A 15761-nucleotide genomic window follows, 5' to 3' on the forward strand; every position below is an offset into this window, starting at 1 on the left:
TTATCTTTTAAAAATATTAAGGTTTTCGTCTGCTGTTCCTATCCTTTTTAACTTACCACCCACTTCTTCGAATACTTTCCAAGCACCACCATTATGAGAATCTACATCCTTTGAATAATACTTCCCTTTATATTCATAAACTTTTTGACCATGCTGATAGCCAAATTTCTTTGTTTGTGTAAATCCTTTAGGAATAACACTCTTTGCATTCTTAGCGAGTTCAACTCCAACTTCACTAACATTATCGCAATTTTTACCCTTCGGGGGATTAGCATTTACACGCAAATTACTACCAATTGCGCATATCCCCCAAAGGTCATAAGTTCCTTTTCCTTTAGTACCATCGGCAAATTCCACCTCACCCTCTATAGTACCCAGATACTGGTTATGTGCAGAAGTTTTCTTTTTAACTTTTTTATAAACTCCGTTTACATACTCCATCGCCTCGCCAGCAATACCACCCGTTGCATTACGAATTATAAACTTACCTGTTTTACCAGCTCCTTTCTTAAAAGCAACGCCGGCCTTACTCATTATTTTTGAGGTAACGTCAAGTTTGTTAGATATTTCAGATACCTTTTGTACCACTTCGGCGAGCTTAGCCGCTTTCATGGCTTTCAGACCAACTGTTATTGTTCCGGCTCCAATAAACATAGACGCTATCTCAAAAGCTGTGCGCCCGTTGTAATATCTGTTCATTGGCGCCATACCCACATTGTTTTCTATAAACTTCCCAACTTGCGTTACAACGCCACCCCATACTTTTTCAAATGCATCTTTATTAAAAAGACCCACCAGGCCTTGAACAGCCTCCCAGGAATCTGTAACCATTTTTTTGCAATCATCCCTAAAAAAAGCGGTGGCGTTCAGGCAGCTAACAACCTTTGCTAATTGCCATACAGAAGTACCTGTTTCCTTAAGTGCAATATAACCCCCATCAAGAAGTCCACTATAAAAGGCGAGTGTACCGTCGTTTTCATATAAAGATTTAGGAATAAATCCGCCATCTACAGGACTTGAGCTAAGTGCCTGACTTATCTTTGTAAAGTATTTCCCTAAATATTTATCGTAAATGGACGTTACCAAATCACGTCCCCACGGAAAGTCAAAGGAGGTGCTAGCCACACGTGTATTAGATGAACTGTATGCACTTAAACTGCTCAACAATTCGTCCAATTCCGCAAGTGCTGGTGCTTTTTCAGCATCAGTAAGTGCATAATCGTCCTGAATGGAGTCTCTGAGTTTTTGTCCGGATTCAAGAAGCATTGCCGCAGCTTCTTTACTTTCTATTGAACTTGACGAAGCTCCGTAAGTCTGTGCGGCTTTTTCAAAATCTTCATAGAAATCACCCAACAACTCAATAAACTTACTAGGCTCAATGAAATTACCCCACGTTGGGTCATACTGTACTGATACTTTGTTGGTAATGCCTGATTTCAGCTGGTAACACTGGTCTATCTGTATACCAGTAAACTCAACGGCTACATCGGTCTGTGCGTCTCCTTTTATGGTTAGAGTGGTATAGCCTTTACCTGTCCAACCGTTTACTTCGTTACCGGTTACTTCGGTTACTTTTACTTCGTAGTCTCCGGCATTGAAATAATCCCCTACCGACAATGCTTTTAGTTTGTTATTATCTATTGTGCCTACGGCTCCTGTATCACCGCAGTTTTTAAAGGAGTCATCCAGCAGTGTACAAGGCTGAGAAGAAATATCCAGCACCACTTCGCATCCGGCGGCAATGGTTGCCTTGTAAGTACCCATCACCGGGGCTTCCACTGTCAAGGCATCCGCGCCTTGTTGCGGAGAGCCATTAGGCCCTGTCCAAACCGGTTTCAGGTATAGTGGTCTAACGCCGTCGTAGGTTTCAAGGGTTATTACCAGTTTATCAAACTGGTCGCGGGTGTTAGGTTTACGCGGCATCCGGCTGGTGTATTCACCGGTTATAGGGTTCTGGGCGCGTAGTACAAAATCATCACACAAAGACACCATCAAATCGGTAGTGCCAGTGGTTTCGCAAAAGGCATCAGGGTTTGCGCCGCTTACCTTTGCTTTTACGGTATATACTCCGCTGTAAGTAACCTCGGGGTTAGTAATGGTTACGGTTCTTCCACCAGCGCCAAAGGTAATTTTGTTGGCAATGGCTACCACCTCGGTGCCGTCGGGGTAATACCATTTATAGGTAGCCCCTTCAATAGCCGTGGCCGTCAGCGTTACACTGCCGTTGGTAGTTACAGGGCCGTTATTAGATGCCTTGAAACTCTCTGAAAACGGCGACTCTATGGATATTTCTTTGGGGTCGCTGTAATAACTATTGTCGGGCTTGTTACACCTTACGGCTACTGTCTGCGGCAAATACACCGTTATACTCTGGCTGAAGTTGTTCCAGCCTCTTTCGGCAGTGTACCATTGGTAATACCAGGCCTGGCCGTTAGATTCAACCGGGCAGCCGGTGGCAGTTAACGTTACAGGGTTGTTTGGGCAAACCCTGGCAGCGCCTGTTACAATGGCGCCTATGTCTCCGGCAGGCGCAAGGTATATCATAGACCAGTCTGGCGCTACGCCGGGGTCGTTTACACAACGGGCAGAATAGTAGCCCGGCCCTGATACTGTTAGTGGGTTAACGTTACCAGCGGTGCCGCTGCTACCCCATTTCCATTGCAGCTGGCCGTAGTCACAGCCGTAGGCGGTAAGTGTGGCGGTTTCAGATACAGCTACCTGCTTTTTATTAGATACTATTCTTAGGGCGTCACCGGGTGCCAGTAATACTTCGGCAGTGCGCAATGGCCCTATGCCCCCGCCGGGCAGCGTACAGGCTGCTTCAATTTTTACAGGACCCTGTACAGAAAAAGCTTTTTCGAATTTAACGGTATGAGACCCATCAGCAAAAATAACCTTGGCATAATAAGTTGCCGGATTACAACCACTCAGGCTTACATTGACCAGGTCTGATGGGCGCGCCAACAGTTTGTCGGTGGCAATATTGGCGGCATCGGGCTGGCAAGCCGTAACATTAATAGATGTTTCAGGGCCGCTTACTCCAAAGCGGTTACAGAATACCTTGTAAGTGCCGGGCCCAACAGAGCTGAGTGTACGGCCTATTTCGGTGGCGCCTGATGGCAATACCCAGTTGACGGTTCCGTCTGAACAGCCATTGGTTGTGAGCAGAAATGCCTCATTAGTAAACACGCAAGACTTGCTGGTAATCATGTTTACTGCACCAGGCGGAGCAGTTTCAATGTTTATTTCGCTCCAGGGGCCTGCACTTCTGTCTGTTACCACGCATCGTGCTCTGTAACGGCCCGGCCCTGTAAATGTAACCGGTGAACCTGACACAAAGCCCGCTTTGGTTTCCCACTGAACCGAGCCCATAGTACAGCCCGTTGCGGTGGCAATAAACTGCTCGAACGGACCCACCTTTATAACAGGGTTGCCAGGTGCGTCTTTATTGGTGGTTATCTGCACACCCGGTACCTTAAGCATGTATAAGATTACCTCTGCCCATGGCCCCACCTGATTACCCACAACGCAGCGGGCGCGGTAAGTTCCGGCGCCGATTACATTTGTAGTGTTTCCTGTTCTTATATCGCCGAAGATATCCCATTGCACACCGGCCAGACTGCTTGTACAGCCCGAGGCAGTAAGGGTTATGTTTTCGTTATCATAAACATTATATTTTGATGCCGAAATAGCGATGGCATCCACTGTATTCGGATGGATGGTAATATAGACCCACTCGCTAGTCTGGTTACCCATTACGCAGCGCGCCTGATAGGTACCGGGTCCTGTTACGGTCTGGTTTCTGCCGGAAACATAGGTTTCACCAAATTTCCACTGGATACCTGCTCTGGAATCATTACAGCCAAGTGCATTAAGACTCACCGATTCTACCTCAAATGCTTTTACCTTGTCTGAAGTAAGCTGAATGTTATCGAGATTTTTGGCATTAATGATGGTTCTTTCCCAAGGGCCTGTAACAGGCCCCGAATAAAGGCATGCAGCCAGATAAGCACCCGAGCCAGTAACATTGACAGTCGATACATTATTAATTATTGTTCCATTGATATTCCATGAATAATTGCCGGGGCAACCTGAAGCTGTAAGTGTAACAACGTCAATATCGTAAGCATCAGTTTGATTTGCTGTTATTTTCGGCTTATCATACTGTTTGAGTGTTATAGTAATTGTAGTAAATTGAAATTCTGTCTCCAGAGCATTAGCCGCAATGTGGGTAGGAACACAACGCGCCGCATAAGTACCCGGCCCACTTACAGATAACGGGTTCTTGTTTTCAGAATCCGTAATATAGGCACCATCTTTTTTCCATTGTATTTTTGAATTTTGTGCAGGGCAGCCCATTGCCTTAATTGCAAATGTCTGGCCTGCCACAGCCTCATAACCTGGCAAATCAGGTTTCAGGGTTAAACCTGCCGTTACTTTTATTTCGTTAGATTTTGGACTTTCGCCGCAATTTGAATTAAAGCAGCTGGCGAAGTAAACACCAATATCAGCGATTTTAACTGGCGTTCCAGTTATAGGCAGCAATGAATACCCGTTTTCTTCAACTCTATACCATTTTATAGTTTCGTTTACACCTTTACAGCCATCAGTACTTAAAGTAGCAACCTCTGGCAGGCTTATATTCGTCGGGTTACCTGTAATCGTTGGCGCCGATGGAGTTTGGCTGTTAATGATAATTTGATTTGATGTGGCCGTTGTAACTACACCAACAATTGTGACGGAGCAGGTAGCATAATAAACACCCTGCTCTTTTACTGAAAGCGTTAAAGACGCTTTGGGCTCGCTAAAGTCTTTTCCTTGGCTATGCCATCTAACAGTATTTGCCTGACATACTTTAGGCTCAGCCACCAGATTAATTGCTGGCACAGCGCATAGTGAAGTACCGTTTGTTTCTTTAATACTTATGGCCGGGGTAATGGTACATTTGGTAATGGTAATGGGCAACTGGTATGTTACTGTTGAACTTACCTTACACCGGGCAGTGTACGTTTTGTCTGCAGTAACTACAAATGGACGATTAATGTCGCTTAATCTCGTAGTACCATCAAACCATCCACTTTCAGCACTATTATCAGGACAGTTCAAGGCTGTCAGGGAGATAGATTTTACCTTATCACAAAGTTCTGTTGAACCTGATGTATTCTGTATTGTGAAATTTTTAACGGTAAATGTATTTGATTCCAACGAAGACCAGGACGGCGAATTACCGGAACAACCAACGTTATAAATTCCTTCATACACAGTTATTGTCGGATGACCAATGAAGCGCGGCACAGTTCCATACATCTCCTCATCCGAGTCCCAAATAAATTGAGATCCGGCAGGACAATTGGTTGATAGTGTAACTGGCTGAGGAGTAGGACACTGAGGACATGAAACCGATAAGCCAGTAATTGTGGGTTTAAAAGATGAAATACCAATTGATTTGGTTACATTCGCACATCCAGTTCTTTTTGCAGTTACTGTATAGGTTGTAGCAACATATTTTGAAACGTAGATTTCCTTAGTCGTTGCTCCATTTGACCATTCATAATTTACGTTTGATTGAGAAGAATGTGCAATTAATTTAATTTGTTCTCCAACTTCCTGAGCCGTTATTGAGAGATCAAGGTTATCGCACAAAAATTCACAAGAAAGTTTGTCTGCACCAGTTGTAACATTTAAATCCAAAAAAGTCTGATAGTCAGGACCATTACCAGGACCCCAATAATTGGAAACAAGGAGGACATAAAACTTATCTTTTTGTAAATTTAAATCTATTTTTTCTTCATGGTTCCTGCTGTAGCTACACCAGCCTGAAGCTACTCTATCTCCTGCACACACAAATGGAGTTGATTGCGTTTTAGAAAGAGAGTCAGTAAGAACAGGCTTGTTGTCAAATGGACCCCAAACAATAAAGTCTAAGTCATTATCACCATTCTTCTCATCTTTATTCTCTTGCTTTAAACGTGTTTTAATATTAGCCTTAAATGCACCATTGTTTGATGCTTTAAAATACATCCATGTTACTCTGGAAGGTGGAGAACAATTCCCTGCAAGACACCCCCAGTTGGGAACATTTGTGGGTGCAGAACCATCCTGAATAATAACTTTACTTGTCTGATTACAAATTGGAATAGCATCTGAAAGAGATGCGCCTTTTGTTTCTATTGCTGCCTCCCTCGCCTTTACCTTATCAATATACAAGTCTTCTGATATTGATTGCGGGCAGCCAAGGTTTCTCTCAGATACCACATAACCGTTAAACCGATTGCCTTTAATTTCAAATTCGCTGTTTGTACTAAAATTTACACCATCATCAGAAAACAGATATTTGTCATTGCCCTTTACTCTTAAACTAATATAGTTTTTACCCTCTTTTATAAACTGATGGCTGCCTAAATGATACGCTTCATACTTGCACTTTTGGGCATCATACACAGTTACGATCAGTTCGGCTTTTTTTACAAATGTATTTTTATCATTAAAATCGCCATTGGTTCTGATTAACGTAAAACCCGTGGTGTTATCAATAGGAAGCGAAGTAAAGTATCCTCTTAAAGTATATACTCGCTTCCGGGTGTTGGCATTCAACTGGGCTCTCAGGTAATCATAATAATCTCCGCCCGTCTGTACAAAGCCATTAGGTAAAACTACCTTTATGGTATAGTCTTTGAGTTCTTCAAAAGTATAGAGTTGCTGCGGTGATACAGGCAGTAGCTCAGCAGTGATGGTCAGTTCCAGTTCTTCACCTATGGCAATAGAATCTTTGCTTGCTTTTAGCCTGAATACAATAGGGTCATTACCATTTGCTTTTTCATCGGTTGAATGAATAGTGGCAAATGCCGGGGCTTTGGCAACAGAATCGCGTTCAGAAACAATAGTAGATTCATTATTGGAAAAGGTACCTGAAGAATCAGTTGCTAAAGTAGCAGACTCAATTAAAGGCTGAACCTCTGCTATAGGCTGGGGGACTGAATTTGGCACATACCATTTCTGAGGCTGATACTGACTTTGTACTACCGGAATTGACGGTTCACTGAAAACACTTGTGCTTCCATCAGAAATGCCGGATAATGTATAATTGGCTTGTTCAGGTTCATTTTGAAAATTAACTGCATTGAGCAGAGAAACAGTGGGTATGTTTTCTGCGGCAGGTAAAAGAATTTTGTAATAATTTAACCTACCTGCTACCAGGAGCGGTATTAAAACAGTTAATAAAAGAAACCTAATGTAGAAGTTTTTCATATTAATTTTTGTAAGTCCTTAGCGGTTGTTGTCTGGTTGACACTGATATTTTATTAGGCCTTGCTTTAAGATTAATTTTTGTAAGTATTTCTTGCTCTGGTCGTTTCAGTCCATAGCGCTATTGCCTGACAAATTGAAATGCCAGGGCAAGAAACGGAGTGCCAATATCTTTGTTTAGTGACATGAACACATGATAAAACAATGGATTAGCCAATCAAGAAGTGAAAAAATCTTGAAATTGATTGGTTAACTATTGGCTTAAGTTTCCAGAAATAGTAATTGAATGAAGATGCTGTAAATAAAAAACAGCGGGGGGTGTGGTGGATAAAAGTCTATTCATAAATTTTAAGGATAGTGGAAGTTTCGTTTAAATATGTGGTTAATAAGAAAATCAATAGCCTAATCGGCATATCACTCAAATAGTGATTACCGAGATGAACCTAAGTTTTTTATGATTGATTTAAAAAGACAATCTCTTGCACAGCACATCTAAATATCTCTTAAATCAGACTGATTAACAATTGAAGAAAAAATAACTTTTGGAATGGAATTTTAGTCACAAATTTTATCCAAATCAAGTTGTAATATCAGTTTCAAGAAAACACCTAAAAAAAGTATTTTTCAATAGTACAAAGTAAATTTTTTGAAAATTAAAAAACAATAGTTCGTTCTTTTTTTTGTTCTTGCAAAGATTGTACTATTATTCGGGCACAACAAAATGACCTAAATATTTATAGAATGAATAAAATTTAGGTTAACTCAAAATTCGGTTTTACATTAACTACCGCCAGTCCGCAAACTTTAACAACATCTGCCACTAAATTCCAAATAAACTGTTTTTATAAGGTTATGGCTATACCATTATTAGCATTTGACAAGCCGAAAAACTTTATGGTTCCATGTTGAAAAGCCCTGAGCATTAATTTTTTTACAGAACCCAGGAAGGCGCACAGTAAAGGCAAAAGTTTGAATATCTCAGGCAAGTGATGCTCTCAATTATTGCATCACCCCACAACTTTTAGGGTTTGAACCTATATTATACCAAAAAGCTCGAAATAGGCCAAATTTGAGCATATCCCAGGCTTATCTATGCTCTAATATATTAATAATCAAAAAAAATGTCGCTACAAAGGGAAGCCTTCGTGTGCGGAAAATTGGATTACCTCTCAGGAACAACTATTGTTAGACCCAGATATTATCTGGTATGGTGGTCAGCAATATCATAACGGTAAAGAAAATTTCAGTGGTAAATCTTTTGGATTCATACCTTAAACTTAATTGTGATTATAGTTCCGCCATTTTTTGAGGATTCAATTAATATGTCACCATGTCAGTGTTCTTTCACTCTGAAAATGATATTTTCTAAACCCTTACCGTTCAAGGGAGAATTTTGCACCTCAAATCCGTTTCCGTCGTCTTCAATCATTACTGTGAGTTTTTCATGACTTTGTTTAAAAATTACCGCAATCTCACTGGCCTCAGCATTTTTGAGGGCATTATTGATGCTCTCCTGTATAATTGCATACAAAGCCATTTCTTTTTTTGAACTTAAACGAGTAGTAAAATTATTGTTCTGAATGATAACTTTAGGATTATCGGAATCTCGGTACATTTCTAATAACATAGGCACCAGTCCAAGCTTTATTAATGTACTTGAAGCCAGGCTATGTGAAATATTTCTTACCTCTTCTGAGGTTAAATCAAGCATTTTAAGTATTGTACCTAAAGACTCTGTATCTTGGCTTTGTAATTGCTTGTTACCCAACAAAAGTGTAAGGTTTATTTTTAACGCTCCCAGCAATCCCCCCAGCTTGTCGTGTAAGTCTTGTGCAATTCTTTTACTTTCGGTTTCCTGTACTTGTGTTTCTATTACAAAAACTTCTTACTGCAATTTTTTCTTTTCATCCTGTGCTATCTTATACCGAAGAGCCAGCCCAAGTGTAAGTACAAACATTTCAAACACTGTTGCAGAATAACAGATGGTATGCATAAGCTGTACCGGAATATGATGCAGGTCTGAGAAAGTCTCTAAAACACCTAAACACAGTACCGGCACAGTAGCAAATAGGAATAGCCAGGCAGGCTTGTATTTTCTTTTGATGCTACGGAACACCAGCACAAAAGTAAGGGAACAAAGACAGAAAATAAGCAGGTATGTAAAATAACGATACTGATAGAAACTCAAGTGCAAAATAAGAAATAGCAAAATGACCACAACTGTAATGCTAGACAACCAAATGGTGAACCGTTTTAAGACACCATCTTTATCATAGCCGTACATTAGAAACTCTTTGGCAAAAAACAAATAAAACATGGGTACAAAAGTGGTAGGAATACCAAAGAAGTTTTTATTGCGGATAAATTCAGGGGCTGTATCAAAAATAAGATAGTAGTACCCGTTATACACCAGCATCATAATCATTGAAAAAAGCACACAGAGCAGGTAGTAGAAATATATCCATTCTTTAAAAAAAATCAGCAAAGCAAGACTAAACAACAAAAGGAAAACCATAATGCCAATATACAGGCTCTGAAAGAGATCTCTTGTTTTAAGAAAGGAAATGGCCTTGTACTTGCTCAATAATTTAAGATAGATATATGCTTAACGGATAACTAACGTTTTTTACGCGGAGATATATTGTGGTCTGTTGATGGGGCAATAATACAAAGTTAGATGTAAGATGCGAACTGGAAATTTCTCTTTTCTGAATCGAGATGTGGTCGCCGGTAAAGCTGTTTCTGATTATCACTCCATTGGCATCGTCTATTTGGTAAGTCCATTAGCTGTCGACACCTTTGGTGAATAGAATGAAGTCTCCGGATGCGGCAGATTGATTTGCAATTGTAACCTTCAGCCATAGGTAAGAAGGGTTACTGCCAAAATTAATCATCCATCCTTTCAGCTTTTTGAAACCGGGGTTTAGCATAGCTTCCTGAATGGACATACTCCCCGAAGAATCTATCAGAAACCCGGTTTCAGGTATTAAATCTATTTTAGCGGGCAATGAGGTAATCTTTACAGAATTCGTCTGCGCAAATCCGGTTATTGAAATAGCCACAAACGAAAAAAAAAACAATAATTTTTCTAATCATAAAAGCCCAGCTTGAAATGCATTTCGTATCAATTCGGCGGTATTTTTGGCATTCATTTTCTTAATCAGTTTATCTCTGTATTCATTCACCTTATCCTTCTTCAATTTGAGCGCATTCGCAATGTCTTCACTTCTGTATCCTCTTGAAATATACTCCAGCACTTCTTTTTCGCGCTTGGTGAGAGAGACCGCATTCACAAATTCATCGCTTTCATCAAAATATTTCTGTTTTAATTTCAAAGCCTTTTCTATCTCATCAGGAACAAATACTTTATTATGATATACAGCCCTTATGGCTTCAACAATATCACTGACAGAAGTATTTTTAAGCAAGTATCCCGAAGCACCTAAATTGAAAGACTGTCTAATAAGCCCGTAATCGTTATAGCTGGAGATAATAATTACTTTCGTTTTGCTATTTTTTTTTTGTCTTCCAAAACTTCAAATCCCGATGCTCTAGGTAGATCACTGCCCACTATTGGCATATTTAAATCAAGCAATAACACATCCGGATGATGGATTTCAATATTCCAAAGTGTATCTTTACAGGTGTGGCAAACACTCACTACTTCAAACTCTTCGTGAGTGTTTAGTGTGTTTTCAAGAGATTGTGCAAGTAATCGATGGTCATCAGCAATCGCAATTCTTATTTTCATCATTTCAGATTGATTCTTAAAGGTATTAAAAGGTTTTTAAATCAAAAATTACAATAGCTAATTTATTTGTTCCGATACACAAACGATAAGAATTGCCTCTCTAATTAGATTGGCTATCAGGTTTTACGCATTCATCAACACTTTTCAGGCTTATATTAAACTTGAATAATACAATTGTTACTTAGCAGGCAACCTTTGCCCATAAAGAGCAAAGCACCAATAATAGCATCCCAAAAATATTAACTGTCTGCCGCCCCATGAACTCATTATTCCGCTGAATATTAAGCATATACCAACTAAAGTGGTAACATCGACCAGAAAAAAAATGTTATAATAGTTGGTGTGTACATCTTTTCAATCTTGACTCAGATAAGGTTTAAAGGATAAAAAATTATAGAAAAAAATAAGATTATGCTTTCGCTGGTAAGGCTATTTCGATTCCGGAGCCGGATAGTCAGCATTGATGACCCTTTTTTTGGTCAGCGCTTTAACACTTGCATTCTTTTTTAGAAATTTTTTAAAGGCACTCGTTTTCCGTCTGGAAATAGTAAGAATTGAATTGTCTGTCATTTCAATTAAATACCTGGTCTTTCTGTCAGACATATAGTTTACATTGACCAGATATGACTTATGAATACGACAAAAAGGATAAGACTGAAGCTTTTCTTCAATCTTTTTCAAAGGCACGCAAATTATTTCTGTCCGGTTTTTATAATAAATAATTGTATAATTTATGCCTGCTACAAAATACATCATCTCATTAGGCAGAATGCTTGTCTTAAAATTGAGATTTATCTGGGTCATAGCTACAGTAGTTTTGGGTAATAAATAAGTTGAAACAAAGTACCTCTATAGCCAAAAAAGAACCAACCCCCATTAATAAGGGGTATTGGTTCTTTTTTTAATAATAATTCAAAAAATGTAAGGTATAAGTGCCCATGTTCTTTTCATATAAGCGCGGTATTCATCCCCGAAATGAGCTATGAGTAATTTTTCTTCCAGCTTAATTCTGTATAGATATACAGCCAATAAGAGAAACACGCTAACGGTGAGGCTCAACCATGATTCGAACAAGACAGACGTACCAAGCATGGTAATAATGGCGCCTGTATAAGATGGATGCCGAACATACTGATACAACCCTGTCTGGATTAGTTTCCAGTCCTTATCCACCCTGACTTCGTTTGTAAAAAATTTCTTTAGCTGGTGCATGGCCTTGAGGCGTAAATACAAACCACAAAAAAGCATAAACGAGCCCAGGTAAGTCCATATAGTAGTTGGTAAGCACAACCATGTCTGTCCTTGCGTTTTCCACTCAAGCAACGGCATTGCCTGAGTTATCATTCCGACAAACACAATCAGGATGGTAGAATATCCATCAGTAGCAGAGTGCTTGCTGATATTTTTCAGATTTAACTCTTTTTGCTCAATCAATAACCAAAGACTACATATTGTTGGAATAATCAACTTTATATCCAACATAAAAGATGGTTTATCAAGCAAAGGGCAATAGAGCATAAGCCCTGCAATCAATACAGAGGTAAGAATTTTTTTCATTTTTTGTATTTAAGAAAAGTTTTAGGAGAAGCCCGCTCTGTTAAAGAGCAGGCTTATTGATTTCTATTGTGATTTTACCATCATCAATCAGGTACTGGAATTTTTCAAGCGCTTTGAACGAATCGGCCATAGTAGCTGTAATGAAGTTTACATTGTTAGGGTAATTACCCATACCTTCTCTGATTGACGATTCCATACGGAGAGGCTCGGTAGCAATAATCTCAACCGGAATGCCCAAGTTCAGAATATTCTGCAGTAGATTGTTATGAACAGAAGCCACCCATCTTGTAATACCCTTCAACTGACTATACGCCTTCACTGCCAGCAAAAGAGAGATGTAGATGTAAGCATCATTGTTTTTGTGCTCGGGTTTATCACTCTTTACCAGTCGCCCCATTTCTAATGTGGTTGCCAAATCAACGTATGAAGGAGTTTTGAAACCAAAGTAAAAATTAGACGGAAATATCTTCTTCTCATCAGGGCGCGTAAGCGTAATCGTACCAATTATTTCATCTGTTTCATCACAATAGGCATTGAAAACAATCTTCTCAAATGGAGGTGACAGTCGGCTAACTGCCTTGTAATCAAACTTATGATACTTCTTGAAAATATATTCAACCAGTTTGTTGGATGATACGTAATCTAACTGTTCTATGATTTGCCTGGTAAGTACACTCATGATATTTTTCGTTTTGTTCAAGCAATAGTTCCCCTATCCCATGAAAAAGGGCTCTATCGCATTATTGAGTAAATGAACCCGTAGTGCATTTAGGTAATTGAAATTTTAATTTTGTTCAATTTTCTGTTAGCAAGATGATTTAGATACTGAATTACTGTTAAAGCAGTGATTTTAGTCAACAATCTGGTTTTATATCCTTGAAACGATTTTGAGTAATTTCTTCTAATCATAAACTGGTCACAAAGTTGAGAGAACAAGGTTTCTATTCTTTTGCGTGCTTTCTTAAAAGGATAATACTGAGGTTTGTAATCTTTCTGGTTATTTCTCATTGGGACCTGCAATCGAATATTGTTACTGTTGAATAAATCTAACTGATAATCAACACTTAAGTAGGCTTTATCTCCGATTATAGTACAATTTTCATGATTGTTTTTGATGTCTTTCAAAAAATGGATGTCATGCACAGAAGCTTTGGTTAAATCAAAACTTTTAAAAACACCGCCAATACTACAAACAGCATGCAACTTATAGCCATAGTAACATAAACCTGGAGAGGCACAGTAGCCTTTATCCGGAGCGCTCTCAAAGGTTTCTTTGCAAATGGCTGACCTGGCGCTTCTGCTTAGCTTACACACCTCTAATGGCATGGAATCTACTATTAAATACTCTTCATAGGGAACCAGTATAGAAGCAAGTTTACTTCTGAGTATTTCTATAAAACCAAAAAGCCTTCTCTTTCTACGATTATAAACTGTCCTCTCTATTTTGTCTGACAAATTATCAGGAAGTATCCTAAACAGCTAATGCTCAGAGTCAATGCAGCCGTTAATGCTAAAGAAATTAACTCGATATCTGACAATTTGGAAACTCCAATCTGATTTAAAAAATTACTTTTACTAGCTATAACTCTTAAAACATTCAAAATTTGTTCATAACTTTCACCGAAGTTGTTCATAGTATTTAATCGACTGGTAGTCAATTAAATATACGACATTTATGTCAATATGAACAGCTTTTTTTTATCCCTCTCCAAATGCACTACGGGTTTAATTATTCTTTTTATACAACTGTTTTTTTGATAATTCTAAGTTCTAGAAAATGGAAATTGAAAGCAAAGAAAAGTTATTTATCGGCATCTTTATATTTAAGGCATTATTACTTCGTACAATTTAATTTGCCTTTGTTTTAATTCTTTCCAGCGCTTTTCTCCTATTCTCAAGTACTCCTTCTTCGGTTCTACTCTAAGAAATTTTCAATTTAATAAACTAGCCGCAATGCCAGTTGTGCCGGAGAAGGGACTTGAGTTGATAGGGTAAGTAGTTATTTTAGATTCTTTTTTTTAGAGGGAGCTAGGTTATTGAAGATTCATTGCTTGGGCTACTTGTGAGTGTAATAATAGAAGGAGGCGTCTGGCTTATAATTCTCTGTATTCTCCCGTAATCGATTGCGCCGGTTTTCTGCCCATTCTGGCGTGCAGCCCCACTTTGGCAGGCATCAATTAAAATAATGCGCTTGCAGTCCAGGTCTTTAATATTATCAATCACATCGTTCTGATAGCTAATAAGGGAATACCGGCTTATGGAAGCATTGGCATCACTTGTTTCCAGATAAAAATCATCAGAATCATTGAGGCTATTAATTCCATGCCCAGAAAAGAAGAGAATCAAAACGTCGTTTCGCCGCAAGCCCTGAAATTTGATTTTCTCAATAGTAGTAGCAATTTTTGCTTTCGTAGTGTTTTCCGGACAAACCAGAAGCTCACCTCTAACGGTCTGGAATAAACTGGCAAACTGTCCGTTGAAAATATTATAAATGCTTTCGGCATCTTTTTGGGTAAAGTTCAGATCAGAACTTACACCTACACTCACTATGTAGAGAGGTGGTTTTTCTTCACTAAGAAGATTAACTTCCAGTTTTTCACTAATCTTCCTGACTTGGCCAGGTATTGCCAACTCTATTTCAATGAAATTTTTGTCCTCGGGTAAATAAATCTGTTGAGAAACGAGGCAGTCGCGCTCTTTTTTCTGATTTCTCTTACACCTAAGTTTTTTTTACCTTCTTTCGTATCCACACCATTAACCAGAATCCTGAGGTGGTTTTTGACATCCTCCTCTTTCTGCGTTGTTTTATAATAAACTCAAGTTTCAACGATTCATTGTTAGTAAAAATAACACCATCGTTATACTTAATAGGGTTAGGATTTAACCATGTGACCTCGAGCTGATTAACGTTCTGAGAAAAGACAAAACAGGAATTGAATACTAATAAGAATGAGAAAAGAGTTCGCATAGTCGGATTTAGGCTTTTAGTCGCATTTCACGAACTAAATTATGCCTTAATCAGACGATACGAAACCCCTACAAATAGGGGTTAACATGAAAATGGAGTACTCTCCTTAAACTGGCTAGCTATTGAAATTTGTACGTTAGTATTAATTAACTCAAGTTGTCAGCCATAAAAATAGTGTTATCCTTAGCAAGGCGGTACTTTAAAAATCACGACAAATCAAGAGATACAATGCAAAAATAC

The 15761-nt window shown here is 39.0% G+C and carries 9 protein-coding genes and 2 pseudogenes; all 11 read right to left on the bottom strand.

Annotated features, from left to right (window positions below):
* Nucleotides 1-7248, bottom strand: a complete 7248-nt coding sequence (locus MB380_RS15205) for a toxin C-terminal domain-containing protein (RefSeq protein WP_253526469.1) — start codon at nt 7246-7248, stop codon at nt 1-3.
* Nucleotides 7249-8578: 1330 nt separating this feature from the next.
* The gene (locus MB380_RS15210) at nt 8579-9118 is read right to left on the bottom strand and encodes a histidine kinase (protein WP_310587384.1); all 540 of its coding nucleotides are present in this window, start codon (nt 9116-9118) and stop codon (nt 8579-8581) included.
* A 12-nt stretch (nt 9119-9130) separates the two neighbouring features.
* Nucleotides 9131-9829, bottom strand: a complete 699-nt coding sequence (locus MB380_RS15215; RefSeq protein ID WP_253526505.1) for a 7TM-DISM domain-containing protein — start codon at nt 9827-9829, stop codon at nt 9131-9133.
* Between the two features lie 4 nt (nt 9830-9833).
* Nucleotides 9834-10193, bottom strand: a pseudogene (locus MB380_RS21980) (7TM-DISM domain-containing protein).
* A gap of 144 nt (nt 10194-10337) precedes the next feature.
* Nucleotides 10338-10673: a LuxR C-terminal-related transcriptional regulator gene (locus MB380_RS15225; protein WP_253526508.1), complete on the bottom strand. Its 336-nt coding sequence runs from the start codon at nt 10671-10673 to the stop codon at nt 10338-10340.
* A 68-nt stretch (nt 10674-10741) separates the two neighbouring features.
* Nucleotides 10742-10999, bottom strand: a complete 258-nt coding sequence (locus tag MB380_RS15230) for a response regulator transcription factor (RefSeq protein ID WP_253526511.1) — start codon at nt 10997-10999, stop codon at nt 10742-10744.
* A gap of 426 nt (nt 11000-11425) precedes the next feature.
* Nucleotides 11426-11800 carry a LytTR family DNA-binding domain-containing protein gene (locus MB380_RS15235; RefSeq protein ID WP_253526514.1) on the bottom strand — a complete coding sequence of 125 codons (375 nt, stop codon included), beginning with the start codon at nt 11798-11800 and terminating at the stop codon, nt 11426-11428.
* Nucleotides 11801-11908: 108 nt separating this feature from the next.
* Nucleotides 11909-12553: an isoprenylcysteine carboxylmethyltransferase family protein gene (locus MB380_RS15240; RefSeq protein WP_253526526.1), complete on the bottom strand. Its 645-nt coding sequence runs from the start codon at nt 12551-12553 to the stop codon at nt 11909-11911.
* A 40-nt stretch (nt 12554-12593) separates the two neighbouring features.
* Nucleotides 12594-13232, bottom strand: coding sequence for a hypothetical protein (locus MB380_RS15245; RefSeq protein WP_253526528.1), 639 nt, complete (start codon nt 13230-13232; stop codon nt 12594-12596).
* Nucleotides 13233-13321: 89 nt separating this feature from the next.
* Nucleotides 13322-14187 (bottom strand): annotated as a pseudogene (locus tag MB380_RS15250) (IS982 family transposase).
* Nucleotides 14188-14581: 394 nt separating this feature from the next.
* Complete coding sequence (locus tag MB380_RS15255) at nt 14582-15184, bottom strand: caspase family protein (RefSeq protein ID WP_253526530.1); 603 nt, start codon at nt 15182-15184, stop codon at nt 14582-14584.
* Between the last annotated feature and the right edge of the window lie 577 nt (nt 15185-15761).

It is taken from the genome of Emticicia sp. 21SJ11W-3 (assembly GCF_024138715.1).
Lineage (GTDB): Bacteria > Bacteroidota > Bacteroidia > Cytophagales > Spirosomataceae > Emticicia > Emticicia fluvialis.

Coding starts and splice junctions, on each gene's coding strand:
- MB380_RS15205 (WP_253526469.1), bottom strand. CDS start 7,248: ATGAAAAACTTCTACATTAGGTTTCTTTTATTAACTGTTTTAATACCG.
- MB380_RS15230 (WP_253526511.1), bottom strand. CDS start 10,999: ATGATGAAAATAAGAATTGCGATTGCTGATGACCATCGATTACTTGCA.
- MB380_RS15235 (WP_253526514.1), bottom strand. CDS start 11,800: ATGACCCAGATAAATCTCAATTTTAAGACAAGCATTCTGCCTAATGAG.
- MB380_RS15240 (WP_253526526.1), bottom strand. CDS start 12,553: ATGAAAAAAATTCTTACCTCTGTATTGATTGCAGGGCTTATGCTCTAT.
- MB380_RS15245 (WP_253526528.1), bottom strand. CDS start 13,232: ATGAGTGTACTTACCAGGCAAATCATAGAACAGTTAGATTACGTATCA.